Source organism: Clostridium neonatale, from assembly GCF_001458595.1.
GTDB lineage: Bacteria > Bacillota > Clostridia > Clostridiales > Clostridiaceae > Clostridium > Clostridium neonatale.
In genome coordinates this window covers 1517911-1542166 of the sequence record NZ_LN890328.1, presented here as the reverse complement: position 1 = coordinate 1542166, position 24256 = coordinate 1517911, and the positions used below count along the sequence as shown (strand labels likewise).

Annotated in this window: 25 protein-coding genes; 24 read left to right on the top strand and 1 reads right to left on the bottom strand. The window is 29.4% G+C overall.

Features of this window, described 5'->3' with window-relative positions:
• The first annotated feature begins 232 nt into the window (after positions 1–232).
• Positions 233–1399, top strand: coding sequence for a hypothetical protein (locus BN2920_RS13900; RefSeq protein ID WP_058295590.1), 1167 nt, complete (start codon positions 233–235; stop codon positions 1397–1399).
• Positions 1400–1412: 13 nt separating this feature from the next.
• Positions 1413–1751, top strand: a complete 339-nt coding sequence (locus BN2920_RS13895) for a hypothetical protein (RefSeq protein ID WP_058295589.1) — start codon at positions 1413–1415, stop codon at positions 1749–1751.
• 89 nt (positions 1752–1840) lie between these two features.
• Here the strand turns inward: BN2920_RS13895 and BN2920_RS21810 are convergent, their stop codons facing one another.
• Positions 1841–3085 (bottom strand): hypothetical protein, encoded by a 1245-nt coding sequence (locus BN2920_RS21810; protein WP_172437811.1) that lies wholly within the window; start codon positions 3083–3085, stop codon positions 1841–1843.
• Between the two features lie 1234 nt (positions 3086–4319).
• On the opposite strand from BN2920_RS21810, the gene BN2920_RS13885 reads away from it, so the two are divergent.
• From BN2920_RS13885 to BN2920_RS13785, 22 genes are all read left to right on the top strand, one after another.
• A complete protein-coding gene (locus tag BN2920_RS13885) occupies positions 4320–5048 on the top strand; it encodes a hypothetical protein (protein WP_058295588.1) in 729 nt (242 codons plus the stop codon).
• Positions 5049–5064: 16 nt separating this feature from the next.
• A complete protein-coding gene (locus tag BN2920_RS13880; RefSeq protein WP_058295587.1) occupies positions 5065–5805 on the top strand; it encodes a hypothetical protein in 741 nt (246 codons plus the stop codon).
• A 535-nt stretch (positions 5806–6340) separates the two neighbouring features.
• Positions 6341–6607 (top strand): hypothetical protein, encoded by a 267-nt coding sequence (locus BN2920_RS13875; RefSeq protein ID WP_141443129.1) that lies wholly within the window; start codon positions 6341–6343, stop codon positions 6605–6607.
• Positions 6608–7139: 532 nt separating this feature from the next.
• The gene (locus tag BN2920_RS13870; RefSeq protein WP_058295585.1) at positions 7140–7778 is read left to right on the top strand and encodes a hypothetical protein; all 639 of its coding nucleotides are present in this window, start codon (positions 7140–7142) and stop codon (positions 7776–7778) included.
• Positions 7779–8029: 251 nt separating this feature from the next.
• Positions 8030–8599 (top strand): recombinase family protein, encoded by a 570-nt coding sequence (locus BN2920_RS13865; protein WP_058295584.1) that lies wholly within the window; start codon positions 8030–8032, stop codon positions 8597–8599.
• Between the two features lie 487 nt (positions 8600–9086).
• Positions 9087–10319, top strand: a complete 1233-nt coding sequence (locus BN2920_RS13860) for an IS110 family RNA-guided transposase (protein ID WP_058295583.1) — start codon at positions 9087–9089, stop codon at positions 10317–10319.
• Between the two features lie 178 nt (positions 10320–10497).
• Positions 10498–10908: an EndoU domain-containing protein gene (locus BN2920_RS13855; RefSeq protein WP_058295582.1), complete on the top strand. Its 411-nt coding sequence runs from the start codon at positions 10498–10500 to the stop codon at positions 10906–10908.
• 20 nt (positions 10909–10928) lie between these two features.
• On the top strand, positions 10929–11345 hold the full coding sequence (locus tag BN2920_RS13850) for a hypothetical protein (RefSeq protein ID WP_058295581.1): 417 nt from the start codon (positions 10929–10931) through the stop codon (positions 11343–11345).
• A 222-nt stretch (positions 11346–11567) separates the two neighbouring features.
• The gene (locus BN2920_RS22400) at positions 11568–11690 is read left to right on the top strand and encodes a hypothetical protein (protein ID WP_268259205.1); all 123 of its coding nucleotides are present in this window, start codon (positions 11568–11570) and stop codon (positions 11688–11690) included.
• An 11-nt stretch (positions 11691–11701) separates the two neighbouring features.
• The gene (locus BN2920_RS13845) at positions 11702–12205 is read left to right on the top strand and encodes a hypothetical protein (protein ID WP_058295580.1); all 504 of its coding nucleotides are present in this window, start codon (positions 11702–11704) and stop codon (positions 12203–12205) included.
• A gap of 901 nt (positions 12206–13106) precedes the next feature.
• Positions 13107–13289 (top strand): site-specific integrase, encoded by a 183-nt coding sequence (locus tag BN2920_RS13840; RefSeq protein WP_058295579.1) that lies wholly within the window; start codon positions 13107–13109, stop codon positions 13287–13289.
• 70 nt (positions 13290–13359) lie between these two features.
• Positions 13360–13944 carry a hypothetical protein gene (locus BN2920_RS13835; protein WP_058295578.1) on the top strand — a complete coding sequence of 195 codons (585 nt, stop codon included), beginning with the start codon at positions 13360–13362 and terminating at the stop codon, positions 13942–13944.
• A 47-nt stretch (positions 13945–13991) separates the two neighbouring features.
• A complete protein-coding gene (locus BN2920_RS13830; RefSeq protein WP_058295577.1) occupies positions 13992–15410 on the top strand; it encodes a phage tail protein in 1419 nt (472 codons plus the stop codon).
• Between the two features lie 2 nt (positions 15411–15412).
• Entirely contained in the window at positions 15413–16033 is a 621-nt protein-coding gene (locus BN2920_RS13825) for a hypothetical protein (protein ID WP_058295576.1), read from the top strand.
• 19 nt (positions 16034–16052) lie between these two features.
• Positions 16053–16577 (top strand): imm11 family protein, encoded by a 525-nt coding sequence (locus BN2920_RS13820; protein WP_058295575.1) that lies wholly within the window; start codon positions 16053–16055, stop codon positions 16575–16577.
• Positions 16550–16984 (top strand): DUF4280 domain-containing protein, encoded by a 435-nt coding sequence (locus BN2920_RS13815; protein ID WP_276325919.1) that lies wholly within the window; start codon positions 16550–16552, stop codon positions 16982–16984. The genes BN2920_RS13820 and BN2920_RS13815 overlap by 28 nt, the downstream gene beginning before the upstream one ends.
• 72 nt (positions 16985–17056) lie before the next feature.
• A complete protein-coding gene (locus BN2920_RS22540) occupies positions 17057–19882 on the top strand; it encodes a hypothetical protein (protein ID WP_338132748.1) in 2826 nt (941 codons plus the stop codon).
• 17 nt (positions 19883–19899) lie between these two features.
• Complete coding sequence (locus tag BN2920_RS13805; protein WP_058295573.1) at positions 19900–20250, top strand: hypothetical protein; 351 nt, start codon at positions 19900–19902, stop codon at positions 20248–20250.
• Between the two features lie 46 nt (positions 20251–20296).
• Positions 20297–20956, top strand: coding sequence for a hypothetical protein (locus tag BN2920_RS13800; RefSeq protein ID WP_058295572.1), 660 nt, complete (start codon positions 20297–20299; stop codon positions 20954–20956).
• 142 nt (positions 20957–21098) lie between these two features.
• Entirely contained in the window at positions 21099–21332 is a 234-nt protein-coding gene (locus BN2920_RS13795; RefSeq protein WP_083498807.1) for a DUF4274 domain-containing protein, read from the top strand.
• A gap of 402 nt (positions 21333–21734) precedes the next feature.
• Positions 21735–23567, top strand: a complete 1833-nt coding sequence (locus BN2920_RS21065) for a DNA/RNA non-specific endonuclease (RefSeq protein ID WP_083498805.1) — start codon at positions 21735–21737, stop codon at positions 23565–23567.
• Positions 23568–23580: 13 nt separating this feature from the next.
• Positions 23581–24054 carry an immunity protein YezG family protein gene (locus tag BN2920_RS13785; RefSeq protein ID WP_058295571.1) on the top strand — a complete coding sequence of 158 codons (474 nt, stop codon included), beginning with the start codon at positions 23581–23583 and terminating at the stop codon, positions 24052–24054.
• Positions 24055–24256 lie beyond the last annotated feature (202 nt).

The window sequence follows — 24256 nt, the reverse complement described above, 5'->3', positions numbered from 1 at the left end:
TGATAGAGGATGAAGACACTATTGATGTATTGGATGAATATGGTTTGATGAAAGTAAATAGAAATGTTCCAGTGAAAAAGCTGCATTAGGAGTAATCGGAAAAGTAAAAAATGCTATAAAAAGCTCACCTATAGTAAAGAAAGCGGAAAATAGGCTTACATTAGCAATAAATGGAACTAAATCAAGTAAGAAAACGGTAATACAAAATCAAACAAAGCCGATAAATAAGAATATGGGAAATTTGCAAAAAAGTCTTATAGCAGCCACAGGAACAACAGTGTATAATAATGCAGTAATACCAACAGGGAAAAAGCAGACAAATGGAGCAATTAATGTTGCCAATTTACCAGTATATAATAGAGCTGGCAATTATATTGAAGGTCAGAAGGTAAAAGTAAAAGGATTAGATGGAAAATGGTATGTTGGCACAGCGAAGGCTGAGGGATATATTGGAACTGGAGGGGCTAGACAGTTTAAGTTTCTGCCAGATAATCCAGGAGGATATAAGAGAGCAATTGATGTTGACTATAATTATAACTTATATAAGAAATCAATGTTTGAACGAGCTTATAATAAAAATCTTGATTTTACTGCGCAAGAAATTCAAGGAAAGATAGTACATGATGCACCATGGCGATATAAGAAGAATGCATTAAATGATTATTTTAAGACACCCAATGATTTTGTAGAGTATAATAAAAAAGTATACTTGATTTCTACAGAACAATATGGGTTTGATCCAAAAGTTAATGAACAGTATGCACAACTAGCTGCAGATTTTACCGTAGGGATGCTCTTTGAAGGTGGAATAACTTGTGGTATAGTAGCTAAAAGTGGAATGTCAAAGGCTGTTGCTGGTAGTGGGGCTGGAAATATTAAAAAGGGTGGCAATAAAACTAATTTTGGATTCAAGTACAAACATAATCCATCAGATAATCCTAAGGTTCTAAAAGATGCTATAGAAGACCCTAATGCAGTGTATGGGTATCGACCTAGCGAAGATGGTAGCTTAGCTTCATTTGTTAAAGGAGAATGGGATGACCCAATTGCAGTGGAAGGGTATAGACAAGATAGAATAGCTTATCATAATAGAAATGAAGGTGCGGCACAGCAAATGGTTTCAAATATGTTTTCAGAAGGAGCGAGTACAGAAGATGTTGCTAGAGCGGTAAATGAATATAGAAATCAATCACGAATACAAGCATATATTGATTCTAATGGTAATATCAAAAATATTGATGGATATAATGCTGCATTGGTTAGGGCAGAAAAGAATTCATATGAAAACTTAATAAAAAGTGGTAAAACACCAGAACAGATTATTAAATCAGCAACAAAAGGAAATCCAGGAATGGATGCGTGTACTGGATTATATGATGAATATTTTGACACATATTAGAGGAGGAATGTGTATGTTATGGAATAGTATAGATAAACAAAAGTTCATGTTATATATAAACAGAGATATCGATTTGAAAATTAAAGTTTATGAAAAGAATGACAAAGACGAAGTATATATGAATTATAAAGGCTTCAATTTAACAATACCTATGTTAGTATGGGAATTTGGAGAAGATTTGAGTTTGGCATCAATAGAAGATGTTTCTATTGAAGGTGAGTCCACCTTTGATAAACATTTTGTTATTAACAAGAATGACAAAGACAAATTTTTGGATGAAATATATTTTTTTTTAGTTGATAATAATATGGACTCAGTTTTACAAGAAAAATACCGTGTAAGTTGGAAATGATTAGTTTATGAATTAAAAAATTTAAACAGATACGAATATTATAAATAATATAGAGCTAACAGCCACATATAAGTGACTGTTGGCTTATTTTACAATAAGCTCTCAGAAAAATTATTCCATAAAAATTGCGATTCTGAGTAATGTACATTAGAAATCATAAGTTCAGTATCTTTTTCAAGATGTACTTTTTGAAAATAATAGCCTTTATTTAAGAAGTATTGACCAAGCTTCATTTTCATAATATTTGCTTTATCTTCTTGAGACTTGCTTCTATCAGATTTAGGAGCAGAACTCCTACAATAATATATGAAGGGGTATTCAGCTTTATATAACAAATCAGCCACTTTTTTATGAAATTTTTTATAGTTATAATCTTTAATACCACATTCTTTTTCAGACCCCATATAAGGAACATCGAGTAATATTAGTTTTTTAACAGTATCATTTTCTAGATATCTAAGACAGTCTTTTTGTGTTATTGTAGCATTTTGAAGTTTTATAGAAGCTGGAAGAAACCTTAAAGTACGATTAATAATATCATTTTTTTGCTCTACATATTGCTTATCAATACATTGAACTATAAGCATTTCAAATGCAATTTGTACATTGCAGTCAACTTTTTTGTAGTTTTTACGCTTTTCTTTATAAGCCTTAAGATTAGCTTTATACTTTGAAAGTATAGGATTTTTGGTATCTGGTTGATTAATGAATGTAAGGTCAGTATCAAGTATTAATTTTATGAGCTTTAATGGTTCTTTTTTTAATACATTTAGAAAGTTGGTTCTTAAAGGGTTCATATCATTAAGGGTTACACCTTTCCAATTATAGGTGTCTAATCCGAAAAATAATGAACCAGTTGCACAGCATCCATCAATTAATGTCATTTCGGAAGCTTTAAGTTTCATATTTTCTACAGCTGTAGCAGTAGCTTTCTGCATAGTATTATTTTTTGAACCGATAATTTTATAGAGTGGTGAAATATTGTCAGTATATAATGATAATGGAAGTACTAGATAATCAGCAATAGCAAGTTCTATTACTTGACTATAAGTAAGCTTATCGTTACTATCAATCATAAGATTAAGCAACTCATCATACACAGCAATTGTTTTATCAATATAGTTTTTATCCGATAATTCGTCTGGCTTCTTTATTGCAAGATATAGATTATCTTGTGACCTTTCAGTTGAATTTTTCTTATATAGTGAAAGAAGCATGACTATTAACAGACAATCAGTTTGAACATATGACCTTTTAAAGTCCATTTTAACCTTGTTTATCATTCTCTCCCACAAAATTTTGTTGACTTCTATTTTTATATCTTTCTTATACACCTTTTGTTTCCTCCTTAAGTACTAAAATTGGTTCTTAAGGAGATTTAGAAATGTCACATATAAGAATGGGGTAACTGACATAAATATTAGTAACTCTTTTTTAATATTTAGATTTATATCTCCTAAGAACAAAAGGTATAAATCTAACTCACTGTTTTTGAGAAACATCTTGAAAAGTAAAAAATACTGACGACATGAAAATAATCATGTTCACCAGTATTAAAGAGGAAGATATTTATTAAATTAGCGGAACTACAATATAAAAAACGTAGTCAGAGGCAGTATTTTATTTGAAATATTTATAAAAAAAGCGATATCTGAATAAGAAAAAGGATGATTTCTGCAATATACGATTTTATGTTAGATAAATAAATAAGTTAGAAATTAATTAAAACAAGATATTGTAATAAAGTACAAATTACTTTGATTTTACATTACAGAAGCACTTTAGAATATATAGAAATTAGTATTGAATAAGATGATTATATAGTTAATAAAGCTATAAAAATAGGCTATAGCATGATTAATTTATAGTAACAGATTAGATAAAGTATAATAATTGTATACATGAGTTATAAAATTATTTAAAGAGAAGAAATAAAAAGAAAGAGTTGAAGTACAAGCATTATTCTACATATAGAGAGTAATAATGAAGGTAAGGATAATGATATAGTGGATATCATTATGAAAATAGTACGAAGGTATAGAGATACACATATTATTAATAAAGATATTGAAGTTAGTGATTATTATAGAAAATATAGAGGATATAAAGAATTGCTGGAGTATTATGTATTTTAAAGTTGATATTACCTTTTGTGTATGCTAAAATTGTTATTGAGATAAACAAGAATAATAAAAAGGGTGTACCATCTCCAACTACGCCAATAGTTGGAGACAAGGCATGATGGGTTAGCATCACACGATACAGACAAAGTCTGCGATACACACATTCATTATAACGAAATTAATATATAATTTCAATAGTGGAAGTGTTTATACAGTAGCCTTAAGTTTGTGACTTTGTAATATAAATTTATGACAAGGTGTATTAGTGTGGACGCATACTTCTGCACCTTGTTCTTGTTTTCTCAAAAGTATTCCTAGTGGCAGAGTTTGGTTACTTTGCTATTAGGGGTATTCTTGAGAAAATCGCAGTAATAGAGCTACGGTTTGATAATGTTATGTTATTTGGCTGAGCTCTTTTTATTTATATTACAAAGGAGAGATAGCAATGAAAAAGAGATTATTAACAAGTTTATTGGCTACAGCAATTATAATTGGAGTGCCAATAAATGCACACGCAGAGTGGAAAAAGGATAATACTGGCTGGTGGTATACAGAAGGTAAGTCTTATGCTAAAGGCTGGAGAGAAATTGATGGAAAGTGGTACTATTTTTATTCAAGTGGTTATATGGCACGTAATACAACCATAGATGGATATTACTTAAATGGTGATGGACAATGGATTAGCAGTAGTAGTACAAGCAATGATGGTGTGAAAAATTCAACTGCCAGCAGTAATGACGTTACATTATCAAGGTCAGATTTTAATAATGCTTCTGAGAATAGAACCAAAAACTTTATAGACTATACAAAAGAGAAAGGATATTCATATGCTTATCAGATTTATTGGGAAGATGGTAAAGATGAAGATTTTAAGACAAGTAAGGGGATAAAATTAGGCGATACGATATCAGACATTAGAAAAACATATGCAACACAAGGAATTATAAGAGCAATTCATAGTGATGAAGTAAGTAAACAAATTAATAGTTATGATTTATGTTATAATTGCCCAGCATGGTCTAAGTTACAGGCAATGCAAGCAATAGATTTAACATATATAGAAGATGGTCAGAAGTATCAATTAACTTTCTATTTAACAATGGATAATAAAGTTGTTATGATAGCATACTTTAAGAATCCACAGTCTTTCACTAAAGATGATATTAAATGGTAAAATGGGAGGACTGTTAATGAAAAGTATAAAAAAGTTATTAGTAAGAGGTGTAGGTGTATTTCTATTAGCTGGGGTACTTACTTCACCTGTTTATGCTAGGTCGTTTGACACAAATACAATAAGAAAGGATGGTACTATTCCAGATGTAAAAAATGGAGATATCGCATCGTTAAATACTAGTAATTTGACAGATGGTTGGAATATAGTTAACGGAGATCCATACAAAGTAGCCTATGTTAAAGATGGGCAATTTTCAACAGGTTGGACTAATATATCAGGCGATTGGTACTATTTTGACCGACAAACTCATTTCAGACTAACAGATACAACATTTACAGATGGTGGAAAAGAGTATTATTTTGACATGTATGGTGGAATGATAACTTATTCAAATTATGCAGGTAGTTACTATGGTGCAGATGGCTCTAAGCAAGGAAGTGTTAAAGATTTAGCATATAATGTTATGGGTAATACTTTTATTGATAATGTTAATGGAGAGATTTCTGTATCAGAAGCTATCAAGTTAATGAAAGAAGGTAAAATTAAAGCTAAAAGAAGCTATTTATATATGGCAGGTACCGAACCTATACCAGAGAATATGACTCAACATGTAAGTTATTATTTACTTCCTCAATATAAGGACACTGTTGGACTAACTGATGGAGAGTTTAAAAAGCAGAACGAAGAGAAGGAAAAAGAATTCCAAGAAGTAATTAGAAATACAGTTAACAGTATGAGTGAAAGTGATTTTAATTAAATATTAAGAAAACGGCACAGTCAGTTTTAAAGGCTGTGTCGTTTTCTTTTATATTCAGCACAAAATAAAATTCAGAGCTAATAAATGAAGTTTTAATATTTATTCAACATACATTTTATTTTAGAGTTTTGATGTAATTTTGGTACAGATGACAGACTTGATATTTTTTATAGATATCAAGTCTGCTTTGTTATTAGCTAAGAATTTTTAGCGAGAGCTATAGAATGAGCAGATTTTAAAATTTTTGATTTATAAATAAGAGATTTGAATTTGAAATTTACTATGTGATATTGCTGTATCAAATTTATAAGAAAGAATTGTATAGTACATGCAATTTAAATTTAATCTAATATAGGGGGTATTAAAGCTAGAAAGCATGTATTTGTAAACTCATAAAAAATATATGAGTAGTTAATTAAAAATGAAACTTTTATTAATAATAGGTGTTACCGATAAAGATTTTGTATTATAAGTTTTGTTTTGATGTAGGTAACCATTTTTTATTATTTACAAATAATAAAAAAGGAAGTGATTAGTGATGAGAATTTTTGTTTTATACAATGGTGTTATAGAAACAAATGCTTTCAAGAATGAGGTTATAATTTGTCACCCTAATAGTATAGTAGATGATATTTCTTTGAACTTATCAAGTGGTGATATAATTGTAGCCAATAGCATTACTGATTTTAACACAGTAGAAGACTTTCGAGAAATAATAAATCAAGTTACTGCAGAGTATAGAGCGACATTTATTTCTATTAATAATCCAGCAGTAAATATAATTGACGGAAAGGTGGATTAAGAATTAATTAGGCTTATTAATGGTATCAGTCTTAAAGAAACAACTATAATCAAAAAACTTACAAAAGCATCTAAATCTCAGGTGGTAAGTTACAGTTTGTTAGAAGCTATTGGTGAAGCAGCACAAGTAGTAGTTAAAAAAGAAGAAGTTTGCAAATTTCCAATGTATGAGGACTAATTAGTAAAGAAGAGGCACAGTTTGTTTAAGCTGTGTTTTTTTTCTTTGGTAAAAAATAAATTTTAAGTTGAAATGTTTGGAATATCGAGCTAGTATGTGATATTACAAAAAAGTAATCATTAATGGGGTATTGTGAAGTTAATTTTGAAATATAATATTTCACTATTTATTTCATATGAGTAATCAGTTAAGAAGTAAATTTCTATTTTTAGGAGTAATTTTTCATTTTATAGATCTTTTACTTATGGATTTAGAGATGAAAGTATATTAAGAGGAATTCAAAAAAGGTTTAACAAAAAGCTTCATCATTTTTTAGGAAACATTTTTTGAAGTTTTTAAGAAGGAGGTATTATTGATGGAGACCATATTTAGAGAGTTACGTAATGCTTATGGAGACTTGGCTAAAAGAGACAATAGTGACGAAACGAAATTGAGATATGATGCATTAGTTGATTTGGAGCAATACATTGAAAGCTTTTGTTGGTATGATGGAAATTTTAAGCAGAAGGAAGAAATTGAGATGTATTATAAGTCACCTGTTAAGGTATGGGTAAAAAATACAGGGAGAAGTCCTAAAAACTGTAACTTAATATTGAAACGTGCCAGCGATAGCATTAGAGATAAGATTGGGTATGATAAAATCAATAAAATTTTAAATGGAACTATACAAGATGTAAAGCATGTAAGAAATGCTTTGGTGGTAGCTAGGTATGAAAGATGGGCAGATGATATGATTATGTATGATGCATTAAAACGAATACGTAAGTATCCATGTCATAAAGAATATGAAATTTCAGAACTGAAAGATGAGTTAGAGTTTTTGAAAGTATTTGTTAAGTGGACTTGGGATTTTAACATAAAAAAGTTAAGTGTGGAGAAATTATCATATATTGTTGAGATTCTCAATAATTCAGAAGGTGGATATCTAGAAGAAAAGGTTAAGCTAGTACAATATTTAGCAAAGAACAAGGATATGCATTTAAACGATGTCTAGAGGATAATAGTTTTATATATTTTGTATTGTCGATTTTATATTGTTACAAATGGGGTACATGGCTTCATATAGGCTTTCTTTAGGGTGTGCCTGTGTGAAAGGCTTTATTGTATTATATTATGCTTTCATATGGCTTATATTTTATATTTGGGTATATATCAAAATATAAAATGGCTCTAAAGGAATAGAAATAATAAACAGTTATTTTGATTATGTTTCTTTTAGTAAAAATCATGTGAGGAGGGGTAGTAATGCGAGTAGGATATGTAAGAGTATCAACGGCTGAACAAAATACTGCAAGGCAGGAAGTTCTAATGAAGGAATTAGAAGTAGAGAAAGTTTATATAGACAAAGTAAGTGGAAAAAACATAAGTGACAGAGAAAAGCTTAAAGAAATGTTTGATTTCATAAGAGAAGGTGATACGGTTGTGGTTGAAAGTATAAGCAGGCTTGCAAGAAATACAAAAGACCTACTTGAAATAGTGGAAATATTAAAAGATAAAGGGATAGCATTTATAAGTAAAAAAGAAAGTATAGATACTGACACGCCAGCAGGACAGTTTATGCTTACAATCTTTGGTGCAGTTGCACAGCTTGAGAGAGAATATATACTGCAAAGACAGAAGGAAGCAATAGCAAAAGAACAGGGAAAATATAAAGGTCGTAAGCCCATTAATATTGATAAAGCTAAATTTAATATTTTTTATGAGAAGTGGAAAAATGAAGAAATTACAGCAACAGAATTTATGAAGCAGATGAATTTAAAACCATCTACTTTTTATAGAAAAGTTAAAGGCTATGAAGAAAATAATATGATATAGGAATTAATAATCAAGATGATATATTTTTTATATTAATCTTGATTATTTTTTTAAAAAAACACTTGACAAGCATACTTCAATTTAAGAGAAAAATTACTATCTGACATTCTGTTATTTGGCAGGTAAGTTGGAATATGCGGAAAAATGAGAAGTCAGCTAAGCCTTTGAGTTACATATTATACTATCAGATTGATATTATAAGCCATAAAACCTAAAATCTGTATACTAAAAATATAGGATAAAGTATCCTAAAAAATTACTTGAATAATAGAATATTCAGAGTTAACATCACACACAATCTTTGAAGCAATTCGTAAGTCTTCAAAGTATTCCTGCATTCTGCAGGAATGTCCTAAATCCTATAATGATGAGATAGATTGGCTGTGCCACCCTTGCCGACTCGTTGCATTGTGTGTAATTCGATGATACTGGTTTAATAGTTGAGGTTGCCTGTATTTTTAAATTAAAGAATTTAGGAGGAGAAAATATGATAAAAAAAGAAGAATATATTTATGTTGGCTTAGACCTTCATAAAGAACAGCATACAGCTGTTATAATGGATTATATGAATAAAAAACTTGGAGAGATTACGTTTATTAACAAGCCATCTGAATTTTCAAAGTTAGTAAACAAAGTAAAAAAATATAGTAATAATAAGCAGGCAGTATATGCACTTGAAAATGCTTATGGATATGGTAGAGCACTTGCAGTATGGCTTATTAAAAAAGGATATATTGTAAAAGATGTTAATCCAGCATTATCATATGCATATAGAAAAAGTGTTGTACAGTATAAAAAGAATGACAGTTATGATGCTGAGTGCGTAGCAAAAGTTGCCATAAATGAACTGGACAAACTTCCAGATGCTATTCCAGAAGATAAATACTGGACATTAAGTCAGCTGGTAAACAGACGTGCAAATTTAAAAACTCATCAGGTTCGCTTAAAGAACCAACTGCATGAACGTATATGTGTTTCTTATCCGAGCTATAAGCAGTTCTTTTCGGATATTGGCAGACCAACTGCATTATATTTCTGGGAGCATTATCCTTCACCAAAGTATCTTGAGGGTGCAATGGCTGAAGAATTAGCAAAAGAACTTATACCAGTGAGTCATAATCGGTGTTCTTTAAATACATGCAAAAAGATAATTGATGCAGTAAAAGCTGATGGTAATACTGATGGAAAGTATCAGAAAATTTGTGATGATATGACTGTGAGTCTGGTTAAAGATGTAAGGCATTATAATGAGCAGATAGCAGAAACAGAAAAAGTCATTAGCGAGTTTCTGCCAGAATTTAAGTGTACATTAAATACTATTCCAGGAGTAAATGATATTACAGTTGCAAATTTATTATCGGAGATAGGTAATATTCAAAGATTCCCTAATGCAGATAAGCTCGCAAAGTTTGCAGGAATAGCACCAGTATGTTTTTCATCAGCAGGAAAAGGAACAGATAAGCCATCAAGACAGGGAAATAGAAAGCTACAGGCTATTATTTATTTTCTTGCAATACAGATGGTACAGGTATCATCAAAAGGAACGCCACGTAATTCAAGTTTTTATGCTTATTTTCAGAAACAGCTTAAGAGGGGAAAAAGTAAGCCACAAGCATTAATTTTAATATCAAGAAGACTGATTAATATAATCTATGGGATGTTAAAGAATAAGACTGAATATGTAATGCCAGAAGTTAAAGAAACTGGCGAGATAAAATAGTAAATACAAACATAATATGGTAAAATTTAAAGCGATTGAAAAATGGCTTAGAGCAGTGTTGATTTTTTTAGATAAGATGAAAACTGCTGAATAAATATAGGTATATAGAGTCGATGTCAAGGGTGGTAGTGAAGCAATTAAGGGGGTAGGTAACCATAACACTAAAATCAGTAGTGAGATGGAAAAGAAGATTTTAGAAGGACAACGTAAATCACCTACTAAAAATGAGGTTATTGGTGGACATTCTTCAAGTATCAATAACAATAATAGTAATTTTTCTGTTGAAGAGTTATCAATAAATCCAGATAGTACTAAAAATGTAAAATTTATAAAGGATTTGCAAGATGGAAATATATCAAAAATTAAGAAAAGCACTGTATTTCCTGATTCATGGAATGATTCAAAAATTATAGATAGTATAAAAAATGTTGGTGAATCTCCTGCTATTTCAGTTAGGCAAAGGGATGGAGCTACATGGCATAGACAAATTATTGATGGTGTAGAAATTGATGTTATAAAAATTGGTGATAATGTAATATCTGGATATCCAACTGGAAAGGTTAATGCACCAAAACCATCAGGGTTTTAAATAAATTAAGAGGTGATTAAATGTATAATGAATTAGATGAATTATTATTAGAGGAAACAACAGTTGATTCATGGTATGATGATGGATTTTCTATTGCACAAGATATTTTGAATCAATTTTCTAATGATGATTGGCAAGAATTATCGAATGAAGTATTAAAGAAAGATTTAGATTGGCAAAAGAAACTAGTATATTGCCTTGATAACCAAGTGATTGAGGAAGAGTTGAATATAATATGTAAGTTGATTCTTATTGATGATGAAGAATTATTTGAAATGTGTATAGATGCATTAAGAGCATTTGACAATGAATTAGGACATTCATTTATTAAGAAGAATCCACAAATTGTAATAGAAGTGGAAAAAAAGATTAATATTACAGGCAATGCAACGAAAAGAGTGTTAGAGGATTTTTTAAGAAAGTTTGTAATAGAATAATATATTCTATTAAGTGTATAAATAGATTCAAAATAATACTAATTTGAATGCATAAAATATATATTACAAGGAACTAAGGAGACTAATAGATTTAGTCAATTTATCTCATATCATAATATTAATAATGCAGTGAAAGAAGTTAAAAAGGTTAATGTTTCAGTAATGGAGCATTAATCTTTTAATAATACAACTAATGGAATTCTTCAAGAGAACGGACGAATTATGAAGGAATCGTTATTAACAGGACCAAATGGTGTTGCAAAGATGCAATCTGTATGGGATGGAGATAGATTAATAACAGTTGAAATATTTAAATCAGATTGGAAAAGTTTTGTGAAACAATGATGGAGGGGAGTATGGAAATTTTAAAATTCAATGTAGAAAGTAAGTCAGAAATGATAGAATATTTACGAAAGTTTGATTCGAATCAATTATTATTAGGTGAAAATAGTGAAGTAGAAGGTGGGGGATATATCTTTCAAGTTAATTTAAGTGAAGGAGTAAGATTTACAGTTGGAGTTATTACAGAGGGACATGGATTAGAACCAGAGTGTAAATATGTGGATGATAAACTATTAATTGGATTTAATAAAGAAGTTCATATAATAGATATTAGTAATAATGAAAATAAAATAATTAGTGCAGATTCATTATTTTATGAATTTGCATCATGGGTTAATTCAAATAAAATAGTAGCTATTTTTGAATTAGAGATTATGTGTTTCTCATTAGAAGGTAATAAGCATTGGAGATATTTTACTGATGTGATTAATGAGTATTCTATTGAAAATAATAAAGTAAATATTGTTACAGATTTAGGGGAAGAAACAATTTCTTTATTAACAGGGGAAAAAATATAAAAAATATATTCAAGGTATGATACTTACTGCAAAAAATATTACAATTAACTGCATAAAAAATAATAGTTCTAAAATGTAGTTAAATCAATCAAGGAAATAAAAATAAAGACTGCATAATCTAAATAATGTAGTGAAAGAAGTTAAAAAGATTAATGTTTAATAATTGGAGCATTAATCTTTTTTTCATTTACTGAAATATTAAAAAAGCCAAGATAAGTAGGAGTAAAAACAACTGTAAGCTGAAAGGCAAGGAAATTCTAATGTTCTTAATTTCATTTGAAATCGAGGGGCAAAAACAACAATAAATTATGTAGTAGAAAAATCAATTCCACTCAAAAATAAAAAGAATTGAAAAGATAAAACAGATAAATAATGGAACTTTGAAATAGGAACTCGGGACTTGGAAAGAGCGACGGAGGGATAGGGAGAACAAGAACCTAAAGAAAAATAAGAATTGAAATAGATAAAAAATCTATTTCAATAAAAATAGAAGAAGTTGAAGAAAAGATAAATAATAACTAACAAGAATAAAGAATTAATAATAAATAATTGAGTAATAGAAATAATAACTAATCAAATAAGAACTAAAGTAATACTCAATGAAGAAACTATAATAAATAATCAATCAATAAATAATAAAATTGAATAGATAATTAAAAAATACAATACTTCAATCAATATAAACATATCAAAAAGCAACGATAAGACAGATAAAAACAGCGATTTCATAAAATGTGAAGAAGAATACTATTCAAATTGAAAAGCTGTAAATAATGGATAAATCAACTGAATTTAAAATAAATGATAAATATATATTATAAATCTGATAGCAGAGTTAATGTTTCTAATCAAGGAAGCATTAACTCTTTTCTATTTAAGAAAATTGAGAGGAGTAATAACAATGTGTCAAGTAATAGAAGATTTTAAGATAAGTCTAATTGAAGATGGTAAAAGTCCTAAAACAATAGAAAGTTATGTTGGAGATATAAAATCATTCATAGAATTTCTAGGAGATAAAGGAGTTGAATTCAATGCACATAAATTACCGTTCAGTAGAAAAAATACCATTAGGGAGAAAAAATAGAAAATATATATGGAAAATTATAAAATAAATATATATAGGTAATTTTAAAAATGGATAAGGAGGGTTATTTATGAATAAAAATATTGACGAAAAAATATTGGATTTTCTAAATGAGGCTGAAAAGAAAAAACAAAAAAAAGATATCACAGCAGGACCTATAAAAATAAGCAATAGATATTATGAGTTTGAACAAATGAAATTTTATGAAGAAAGAGTTCTATTATATATTCCTAAGGATTTTAAGGACATGCCTTTAGAAGCAAGAAAGCTTAAATATCCATCTGAAGGTAGGCCTGAGATAATTAAATGCAATGAAGACGGAAGCATTACATTTACTTTAAATATTATTGACAGTCCTTTAACAGAGGATAAAGTGTGTGAGCTTAAAGATGGAATGATTATGATAATAAAAAAAACAAATCCAGCTAATGTTTTTTATGAAGATGGAATACTTGAAGCAAATGAAAAAAACATTGGATATTTTGAATTTAAAAGTTCAGCTATAGATGATTTCTTATATAATTTTATGTTCTTTCTAGAATTTGAAGAAAAAACAATCATGGGGACTTTTAGCTGTCGTTATGGAGAGTATAAAGAGTGGAGAGATGTTATTTTTGAAGTATTAAAGAGAGTAAGAGTAATTAGAGAAGAGTAATTTTATTATAAAAGATATGGTAAAAAAGTTTAAGGGGATGATAAACAATGGCTTATGATTATGTTTATACATATGGAGACATTATAATATCAAATTATGAATTTGTGAAAATAACAGATTTAAGAATAGAACGCAAGATAAATGAACATGCAGAACTTTATGTTAAAGGAATAATTGATTCAGTAAAAGGCGATAAATATGTTGAAGGAGCAAATGATAAGAGTTTTATAAAAGTTTCTCTAAAAGATGATAAAAATAATGTTAAAGATTTATTTCAAGGAATTATTATCAATATAAGTATTAATTCAAGTAATGACATAAAAACATTAGAAATACAAGGATTAAGTCAAACGTTTTTAATGGATATTAATAAGAAAAATCGTACATTCCAAAATGAAAGCAGCACATATAGAAATATCATAAATACTGTAAACTCCAGCTACAAAAATATCAGTATTGTAGATAATATAACAGAAACATCAAAGATTGACACTTTTGTTGTTCAATATAAAGAAACTGATTGGGAATTTATTAAAAGATTAGCATCGTATTTTAATTCATGGGTAGTTCCTGAATGTCAATTAGAAGATATAAAGTATTCAATAGGAAAGACAGGAATGCTTAAGGCATATTCATTAGAAGAATTCAATTATTCAATAAAAAAAGGAATTGAGGAATACAAAATAAAAGGGGGAAATGGCGTAAGTGGGTTAGATGATATAAATTTAATAACTTATGAAGTAATTACTAATAAAATGTTAGATTTATGTGATTCTGTTACTTTTAAGGGAAGAAATCTTTATGTATATGAAACTGAAATCGAAATGCATGATAGCATTTTTTCCAATAAATATAGTCTAAGAGATGAAAAGGGAATGAAGATAAGGCGAATTTACAATAATCAAATTGTGGGACTTTCTCTTAGCGGAACAATATTAGACACAAAGAATGATGTTGTAAAGGTTAATTTAGAAGTAGATGGAAAACAAGATTCAAGTACTGCAAGATGGTTCCCATACTCAACAGTATATTCATCAGAGGATGGAACAGGATGGTACTGTATGCCAGAAAAAGGTGATGCAATAAGATTATATTTCCCAGACAATGTAGAAAAAAGTGCCTATGCTATAAGTTCTGTTAATTTAAAAAGCAGGGATACTGAAAAGAGAAGTGATCCATCTGTAAAAAGCATTGGAACTAAGTATGGGAAGCAACTTATTATGGAGCCTGGTTCAGTTAATATAATTGGTGGAAGTGGCATGATGGTTAAGATGACTGATGATGGAGGAATAGAAATAATAAGTGATAAGAAAATAATATTAGATGCTCAAGATGATATAGAAATAAACGGAAAAGCAAAGGTATTAATAAAAGGTGAATCAGGCGTTGATTTAACTCAAAACTCAGCAAACCTAAGTATAAAAGATGATGTAACAATGAGTGGTGGAAAGGTTAAGATTGAATAATTATGATTAAGTATCCTAATAAAGAAGAAGTATTACAAGAATTCAAAAAGAAGTATGTTGATGATATCTGGGTTAATGAGTTTATTAAAAATGATGAATTTTATAGAGATAATAAAGAGGAAATTGATTTTAAATTAAGACAGAATTTTGATTTTATATGTAAGAAGTGCATAGACATGCAGAAAAAGAATTTAAAAGGTGAAGTTAATTATATCTATTTTTCATTATTAAGGACAAGTATCCTTGAAGGAAGAGGAGAGTTTAGAATTGATTTTTATGATGAAAACTGGTTTTTAGATAAGGAAGAATCTTCAGTAAATATTGAGCTGGATTTTTTGTACAGTACTTTATTTGAACTTGAATCACTATTAAAGAATAAAAAAATGGAGTACGGCAGAACTATAACAGAAATGGATATAGAATATATTATTTTGGATGAAGCTGATAAATATCATATTTTATGTGCTGAGTTTTTAAAAGATATGGTTAAAGAACAGTTCATAAATTTACCTTCATATAAGGAAATGAAAAAAAGCAGTAACTTGAAAATACTTGTTGGCGAATTTATGGATGAGACAGAAATAATATATGAAGAAAATAGAAAAGAAATTGAAGATAATTAACCTTAGATAGGAGAAATTTATGGATTATTTTTTATTAAAACAAGATGAAAGATATACTAACACTCCAAGGCTTAGAGATATATTTTATAAGGTCAATGTAAAGAATATAAATAGAGAAAATTCTCATAAAATTGATGATGTTGTCATATTTCAAGTAGATGCAGAAGAAAGATGTGAATATATAGATATATTGGACAAGCAGATATTTTTAATTTCAGAAAAGCTCATAAATGTAATTTTTAAATATGACCCAGAAATGATTATAAAAACTCTTCCACTTATAGATGCTAAGAGAAACAGACAGGAAAATTATTATCTTCCGATATTGGAGGATATTGAAGCTCTTAATGAAAAATCAGAATTAGGAGCTAATAAAACTATATACAAAAAGATAGTTCTGGATAAAGAAAAAATTCAAGAAAAAAAGATATTTAGGATAAAGGAAATCAGCAAAAATTTAGTCGTAGTTAGATTAGATGTTGCTGAAAGTATACTTAGAAGAAAGCCAAAGGGAATATGTTTAGAAAGATTAGAAGTCCGATAAATGAGGTGATTTTGATGTCTGATGAAAAATATTATATTGTGCGTGGAGCTAAGATGGTATGCAATAAAGGAAGTAACGAAAGACATATAAACCTTCCTAATAGCCATGGGTCATATGCAACTGAAAAACCTATGATGAATAAGAAGGATAATGTAGTAGGCAAAAACATAAAGTATTTTGGTGTATGTTCAGGTGATTGCCCAGCAGGAGATGGAGATGTTGCCGTAATAGATATGAATGGTAATAATGCTATAGGCAAAAAATGTCAAGTAGAAATATTAAAAGAGTGGATGAAAGCAAAAGAAGAGACATTAGTTAGAGGTGAAGCAGCACTAACAACAGATTCATATTTAGTATGTAAATATGGTGGAAAAATAACTTTTGTTACTACAGGACAGGAAGAGTAAGATAGTAAATTATTTACTAGAATCGTAAGTGAATAAATAATAAATGAAGATTATAAAGGAGGAGCAACTTTAATGGGTGAAGTTCATGCATTAAGGATCAAAAGTCCTTACAAATTATTGCATGTAGAAGATATTAAAATTATAAATAGACCTAATGAACATGGAAGATTATATTTAAAGTGTTTAATAGATGAAAGTATTAATTTTAAGTATTCTATAGAAGCTTCAACTAAAGATGAGATAACAGTTTATGAAGAAAAAGAAAGCAAAAGTAATGATAAAGAAGTAGATATTAATAAAGTAAATGAAAGTAAAAGTGCAGTATTATTTAATGGATTAACAAAGGCCATAAAAACAACTAATGAGAATGGAAACTATTATGTAGAAATAGAGGGAATATCAAAAACCTCAGAGCTTGATATAAAAGAAAAAAGTAGATCATTTCAAAATATTAATATGACATATGATGAACTTATATCATCTGTTTTAAAGAATTATAGTGAAAAAGGATTTATTCAAAGTGTTGGATGTAGTCAAAAGATAAACAAGCCTATTTTTCAATATAAAGAAACAGACTGGAATTTTTTAAAGAGAATATGTAGTGAGTTAAATTCGGAAATATATTGTGATATAATTAGCATAAATAATCTGTTTTATTTTGGAAGAAGCAAAGGAAAAACTTATGAAATAAAAGATAATATACAATATAAAGCCTGTAAGGATTTAAAAGCATTTTATAAGGCAGGTGGATATGATGAAGGCTATCATGATACAGATTATTTCTATTATGAAATAGATACGAGAGAAAGATATAATCTTGGAGATAATATTTATTTCAAGCAGAAGGATGTATATGTAACAGAATATGTAGCTTGTAAATATCAAGATGAAATAATATATAAGTACAAGCTTTGCAGAAAAAATGGAGTATGGCAGACTAAAATATATAATTCGCTAATATCTGGAGCTTCTATTGAGGGAAAAGTATTAGCTACTCAAGGAGAAGAAGTGAAGCTTCACCTTGATATTGACAAAGATCAAGGTGAAAGTGAAGCAGCATGGTTTAAGTATGCACCACCAACAGGAAATACTATGTATAGTATGCCTATAGTTGGAACAAGTGCAAAGTTATATTTTTCAGATGAAACATGTAATGAACCATTAGTATCGGGATGTGTAAGAAATAATGGACGTAGCTGTGAGAAGACAGCAGATACAACTAAAAGATACTTTGGAACAGAGCATGGCAGCGAAGTTGAGATGACACCAAGTGCACTAAACATAAAGGGTGGAAGTAAATCACCAATAAGCATAAGCATTGATGATAATGTAGGAATAACAATAACAAGTCCCAAGAAACTAAATTTAAGTGCAGATTCTGAGATAATAATGAAGACACCTAAAAATGTTAAAATTAATGGTGTAAGTCAGATAAATGCCCAAAAAACAAATACAGAAAGTGGTTTCTCATTAGAAACAGATTTACACTTTTTATCTGAGAAGGTAATAAAAAATGGAAGCTCAAGTGAATCATATGAAGATTTTGATGATGAGCCAGAGGCAGGTAAGAAGCCTGGGCCTGAAAAACCAAAAGAAAAGAAAAAGGGATTCAGCTGGGGGAGCTTACTTGTTGCTGTAGTGGCAGTAGCAGCAGTTGCAGTTTCAGTAGCTACATTTGGAGTAGGAGCAGTATTAGTTGGAGCAGCAGTTGGAGCAGCAATATCAGTACTTAGTACAGCAGTCGGTGATGCAATAAGTGGGGAGAAAAGTAGCTTAGGCACATATATAAAAAATGCACTGGTTGGAGCAGTATCTGGAGCCATATTTGGCCCGTTTGGAGCATTTGAAAGTTTAGGTGGAATGATGGCCTTTGGTGGTATTACCGGAATGGCTGATAGTTTACTTAATCAAGCTATTGAAGGTGAATTTAGTCTAGGTCAGACATTGTTTGATGGGGCTATAGGTGCAGCAACAGCAGGATTATTGCATGGAGCAGGAAAGGCTTTAAAGAGTGCATCTAAGTATGTAAAAAATGCAGTTAATAAAGTATTAAGCAAGAATGAATCTGTCCTTATGAATATTGCCAAGAAGCTTGATGATGTATTTGCACCAGTAAAATTAGCACAAACACCAGATGGAATGACAGTTCCTGTGAAAGAAGAATCAACTAAGATTCAGGATGCCATTTCTAAGATCGTTGATGATGCTAAAGGTGGTGGGAAAAATAATTTTTCAAAAAGCAAGATAAGTAAAATGAATTCATCCCAGGATGAGTTATCAACTATATTAAAAAATGAGAAAATTACTTTGAACGAATTTAATTCAATGAGAATGAAAAGTGCCTCTGAGCTCACTGATGAACAAAGAAAAATTATGATGAAGATAAGAGAACAAGTTCCAGCGCCTAACAGTGATACAACATTACAAAAAGTAATTGATGGTGGAAAAATAGATAATTATATAAAAGATGATGATCCATGGAATACAGTAGGTGGATTTATAACTAAAGCTCAAGATACTAAAGAGTTAAGTAAATTACAAGAGGTTTATGATGGGCTAGCGTTAGGGTATGAAAATACTCCATTTAACGTAGGGGTAGATAAGGATTATGGTGTAATAAGATTTAAAACTGATTCGGTAGACAAAATAGATATACCATATGGACCAACTATGGAGCGAGTAGGTGCGAAAGCACCAGCTGGTGGATTTGATACATCACCAGATCCATTTACAGGGCATGGATTTACTAAGGACATGAATGATAATATTATTCCTGAATATACAATGCAATATCTGAAGCCTAATGAAGGTGCGGAATTGTACAGGGTAAATAGTGAAACAGGAATTGAAGAATTAATTGCCAAGTATGTAGATGGTAAGTTCGTAAAAATAAAATAAATTGAGAGGAATTAGTTATGTTATTAGGTAAATATACATTATATATGGGAAAGCAGTATGAAGTTATTGATTATGACAAAAAGAATAAAATTATTAAACTGAAATCGGATGAAAGTAAGATAGGATGTAAAATTATAGAAAGAAAGGATGTTGGAGAGATATACTATATACAGACTAATTGCTTTTATAAAGGATATAAGTTTCAAGTTATAGCAGAAAAAGATGCTAGTATATTGATTTATACTAGCAACAATGAAGTGGGATCTAAGTTAAATATGGAATTCATAGAACGTTCAGTATATCATAAATGGATAAAAAAGAATGAGGCGGATAGAATATTTGAAGATAAAAATATATTAAGCTTATAAAAGTTTACTTTACTGTTAATTGAAATTATAAAGGTGAGGTATAAAAATGTATAATGATAATGTTAGAAATAGAATTATAGAAATAAGTAAAAAACATGAATCCTTACAGAATTTATTACAAATGTTGTCAAGGGAAGCAATTATATATTATTGTGCATGTAATTCTGAAAAGTCACCGGTTAAAGTTATGTTGAATAAAAATGAATATACAGTAATAGCTACTAGTAAAGAGGTACTAACTGAAGCTAAGCAATATTTAGATATTAATAATATTATTGAAATTGATGCAATAAGTATAATTAGGAGTATATTAAGGACAGAAAATAAAGGAGCTATAATTAATTTAGGAGATGAATCTCAGTTAATTCTAGATACAGATATGTTAAAACTTCTATATAGGGAAATTGTAGTAATGGATTTATATATGAAAGGAGGAGCATATGTCATACAAAATGATAAAGATTATCTTTTGGTAGAAGCTAAAGGAAAGAAGCTTTTTAATATAGTATTGACGGAAGATGATGGTAAAGAATTAAAAGAGTTGTTAAATCAAAAAGGAAATGTAATCTTTAAATGCTGGAAAGAAATTCTTCCTTATTTTGTAGCAACTAAATGTGTAGCATTGATTTATAATTTTAGCAAGAAGGATATGGTTTATGTTGGAGAACCATATTTAGGATGGCTTTATGATAGTCCATTTCAGTAACTTATGATAATTTAGTAACTATTTAATTATAAGAAGCAAATATTAAAAGATGTATAAAATTTAAAAAAGCTATAATGATGCGACATTTAGGGATTATTGTTATGTATATAAACTTTTATACAGCCAAAATAAAAAAGATACTATGGATGATATTAAAGATATAACAGATTTTGAGTTATTGCATATAATAGCAGGAAATTATAACTGTGGTAATGGTTTTGAGATTCCCTATAATATAATAAATAATAGCAATTGTGACTTAGGAACTGCATTAATGATTTTCTTTGACGATGATGGACATAGAATTTTAGAAAATAGAGAAGAATTAAAAAATCTTAATTTAAAGCAAAGAATATTAAGTTTATACCACCATTAACAAAGATTCAAAGTTTTAAATTGAAAAAGAATAATCCAGATATAAGTAGGATTTTTAAATAAGTCTATATGAATTTAGGGAGTTGAATTCAATGGCAATCTACGACGATTCTAGGTAGTAGGTTATAAGAACTTTCTAGTAGAGAGTAACTACGAGGTAGAAACAATTATTAAAATTTATTATGAAATAAATAGCAGAGAAAGATATGAGTTAGGAGATAATATTTATTTCAAGCAGAAGGATGTATATGTAACAGAATATGTAGCTTGTAAATATCAAGATGAAATAATATATAAGTACAAGCTTTGCAGAAAAAATGGAGTATGGCAGACTAAAATATATAATTCGCTAATATCTGGAGCTTCTATTGAGGGAAAAGTATTAGCTACTCAAGGAGAAGAAGTGAAGCTTAAACTTGATATTGACAAAGATCAAGGTGAAAGTGAAGCAGCATGGTTTAAGTATGCACCACCAACAGGAAATACTATGTATAGTATGCCTATAGTTGGAACAAGTGCAAAGTTATATTTTTCAGATGAAACATGTAATGAACCATTAGTATCGGGATGTGTAAGAAATAATGGAAGTAGCTGTGAGAAGACAGCAGATACAACTAAAAGATACTTTGGAACAGAGCATGGCAGCGAAGTTGAGATGACACCAAGTGCACTAAACATAAAAGGTGGAAGTAAATCACCAATAAGCATAAGTATTGATGATAATGTAGGAATAACAATAACAAGTCCCAAGAAACTAAATTTAAGTGCAGATTCTGAGATAATAATGAAGACACCTAAAAATGTTAAAATAAATGGTGTAAGTCAGATAAATGCCCAAAAAACAAATACAGAAAGTGGTTTCTCATTAGAAACAGATTTACACTTTTTATCTGAGAAGGTAATAAAAAATGGAAGCTCAAGTGAATCATATGAAGATTTTGATGATGAGCCAGAGGCAGGTAAGAAGCCTGGGCCTGAAAAACCAAAAGAAAAGAAAAAGGGATTCAGCTGGGGAAAACTTGCGCTTGCTGCAGTTGCAACAGTAGCAATAGTTGCATCAATATTTACATTTGGAGCAACAGCAACAGTAGCTGCAATAGCATTAGGAGCAATAGCAGCGAGTGCAGCTGTAGGAGCTTATAATGGAGCAAAGAATAGTATTGATTCTCAAAAGTCAGCTAATAAAGAAGTTGATTATTTAGAGGTTGTTAAGTCAGGATTTCGTGGAGCGGTGACTGGTGCTACCGATATGGTGAAGACAGAACTTTGTTCAGCAGCAGATTGGACAGCTCAAACTTTTTTGGGAACAGTGAGCTTATTGAATGAAGCATCAAAATATCTTCCTTTTACACGTAATAATACTAGTTATCAAATATCAGCTGATCAAACTAGTCAGATGTTAAACAATGCATCAAATTATGTACATCAATTCTTTAAAGATTTAGCACCTTATAAGAATGCATATGAGTATGGAGAATATGTTCTAAATGTGGCAACAATCGCTAATGGCATAAAATCGATTGGAAATATATCCCAAAAAGGAATGGGTGGAATTTCAATAGGAAATATGCAAATAGCAAACACTAATATGGTTGTTCCTGTGTTATCATATTCAGGCGAGGCCATTGTAGGAGTTAAAGAAGCAGCGTCTATAGCTATTGCAGGTGGCTCTATTTATAATATGAGTAATTCTAACAGTGGTGCAGGGGACAAATCGCTTAATGAAGACTTAATTGATGATGATAAAGGTGGTGGGGGGAAAACTAAAGTCAATTATGGAGAACAATTTACTAAAGGAAAAAATGGCAGAAAAGAATTGAAACCTGAGATTGAATATACTGATTCAAATGGCTATACATATGAGACAGATGCTAGTGGTAATATTGTACATGCTCATACAGATAATTTAGCTATTGGAAAAGGGAAAAGAAATCCTTATGCACAAAGAAAAGTTGGTGGGAAAGACAGATTACCAACGGATGATGGTGGTCATTTATTTGGAAATCAATTTAAAGGATCTGGGGATATTGATAACTTATTACCTCAAGATGCAAAAATTAATCGTAGCAGTGGTGAGTGGTATAATATGGAAAGGGAGTGGGCAAAAGCTAAAGCAAATAAAAGTACAGTTAAGGTTGATATTGTTCCTCAATTTAACGGTTCATCAAGGCCAACAAGATATATAGTTAAATATTGGATTGATGGAAAGAAAACCATAAAAATTATAGATAATTGATAGGAGACGAATTATGGAAAAAGAGTTAGATAGATTATATAATGAATTAGTAAATCACATAGTATCTATGATACCAACTGGATGGAAAAAAATATTTTTTTTAGGAGAAGTAGAAAAAAATAAATCGACTTATAATATTACATTTTATTTTGTTGATGATAATAATTTTATTCAAAGAGCTTTTGACATTCCAGATAAATACAATGTATCTGAAGAAATCTTTGATGATTTATTAATAGAAGCGAATGATATCATGATAAAAATATATGATTGTTTTATAAAAAATAATCAAAAAAATTGGGTACAAATGTATTGGAATGTAAGCGAAGAAGGTAAATTTAGTGTAGAGTTTTCATATAATGAGAATATTTTCAAAGAAATGATACCTTCATTACGAGAGATTGTTTGGGCTTATACAAAATTTAACTATATTCCGAAAGATAAGTATTCAAAGGAATTGCTTAATGAATATATATCAAAGAATTAAGTTATTAATTTATGCTCTTACATGAGTATTTATATTATAGAAGAAGGTGGATTTAATCGTATTAATGAATTGTTTAACTAAAATAACATATAGAAGAAATGAGTTCAGGACAATGTTAGAAATTTAAATGGTAAATAAATTTATAATTGTTGGTGGAGGGGAAAACCTTAAAAATGGTATTGTTGGATATAGGAAAATATAA

Bases quoted from the DNA above. Each gene is read 5' to 3' on its own strand.
- BN2920_RS13900 (WP_058295590.1), top strand. From the start codon at position 233: ATGGGAAATTTGCAAAAAAGTCTTATAGCAGCCACAGGAACAACAGTG.
- BN2920_RS13895 (WP_058295589.1), top strand. From the start codon at position 1,413: ATGTTATGGAATAGTATAGATAAACAAAAGTTCATGTTATATATAAAC.
- BN2920_RS13885 (WP_058295588.1), top strand. From the start codon at position 4,320: ATGAAAAAGAGATTATTAACAAGTTTATTGGCTACAGCAATTATAATT.
- BN2920_RS13880 (WP_058295587.1), top strand. From the start codon at position 5,065: ATGAAAAGTATAAAAAAGTTATTAGTAAGAGGTGTAGGTGTATTTCTA.
- BN2920_RS13870 (WP_058295585.1), top strand. From the start codon at position 7,140: ATGGAGACCATATTTAGAGAGTTACGTAATGCTTATGGAGACTTGGCT.
- BN2920_RS13865 (WP_058295584.1), top strand. From the start codon at position 8,030: ATGCGAGTAGGATATGTAAGAGTATCAACGGCTGAACAAAATACTGCA.
- BN2920_RS13860 (WP_058295583.1), top strand. From the start codon at position 9,087: ATGATAAAAAAAGAAGAATATATTTATGTTGGCTTAGACCTTCATAAA.
- BN2920_RS13855 (WP_058295582.1), top strand. From the start codon at position 10,498: ATGGAAAAGAAGATTTTAGAAGGACAACGTAAATCACCTACTAAAAAT.
- BN2920_RS13850 (WP_058295581.1), top strand. From the start codon at position 10,929: ATGTATAATGAATTAGATGAATTATTATTAGAGGAAACAACAGTTGAT.
- BN2920_RS22400 (WP_268259205.1), top strand. From the start codon at position 11,568: ATGAAGGAATCGTTATTAACAGGACCAAATGGTGTTGCAAAGATGCAA.
- BN2920_RS13845 (WP_058295580.1), top strand. From the start codon at position 11,702: ATGGAAATTTTAAAATTCAATGTAGAAAGTAAGTCAGAAATGATAGAA.
- BN2920_RS13840 (WP_058295579.1), top strand. From the start codon at position 13,107: ATGTGTCAAGTAATAGAAGATTTTAAGATAAGTCTAATTGAAGATGGT.
- BN2920_RS13835 (WP_058295578.1), top strand. From the start codon at position 13,360: ATGAATAAAAATATTGACGAAAAAATATTGGATTTTCTAAATGAGGCT.
- BN2920_RS13830 (WP_058295577.1), top strand. From the start codon at position 13,992: ATGGCTTATGATTATGTTTATACATATGGAGACATTATAATATCAAAT.
- BN2920_RS13825 (WP_058295576.1), top strand. From the start codon at position 15,413: ATGATTAAGTATCCTAATAAAGAAGAAGTATTACAAGAATTCAAAAAG.
- BN2920_RS13820 (WP_058295575.1), top strand. From the start codon at position 16,053: ATGGATTATTTTTTATTAAAACAAGATGAAAGATATACTAACACTCCA.
- BN2920_RS13815 (WP_276325919.1), top strand. From the start codon at position 16,550: ATGTTTAGAAAGATTAGAAGTCCGATAAATGAGGTGATTTTGATGTCT.
- BN2920_RS22540 (WP_338132748.1), top strand. From the start codon at position 17,057: ATGGGTGAAGTTCATGCATTAAGGATCAAAAGTCCTTACAAATTATTG.
- BN2920_RS13805 (WP_058295573.1), top strand. From the start codon at position 19,900: ATGTTATTAGGTAAATATACATTATATATGGGAAAGCAGTATGAAGTT.
- BN2920_RS13800 (WP_058295572.1), top strand. From the start codon at position 20,297: ATGTATAATGATAATGTTAGAAATAGAATTATAGAAATAAGTAAAAAA.
- BN2920_RS13795 (WP_083498807.1), top strand. From the start codon at position 21,099: ATGGATGATATTAAAGATATAACAGATTTTGAGTTATTGCATATAATA.
- BN2920_RS13785 (WP_058295571.1), top strand. From the start codon at position 23,581: ATGGAAAAAGAGTTAGATAGATTATATAATGAATTAGTAAATCACATA.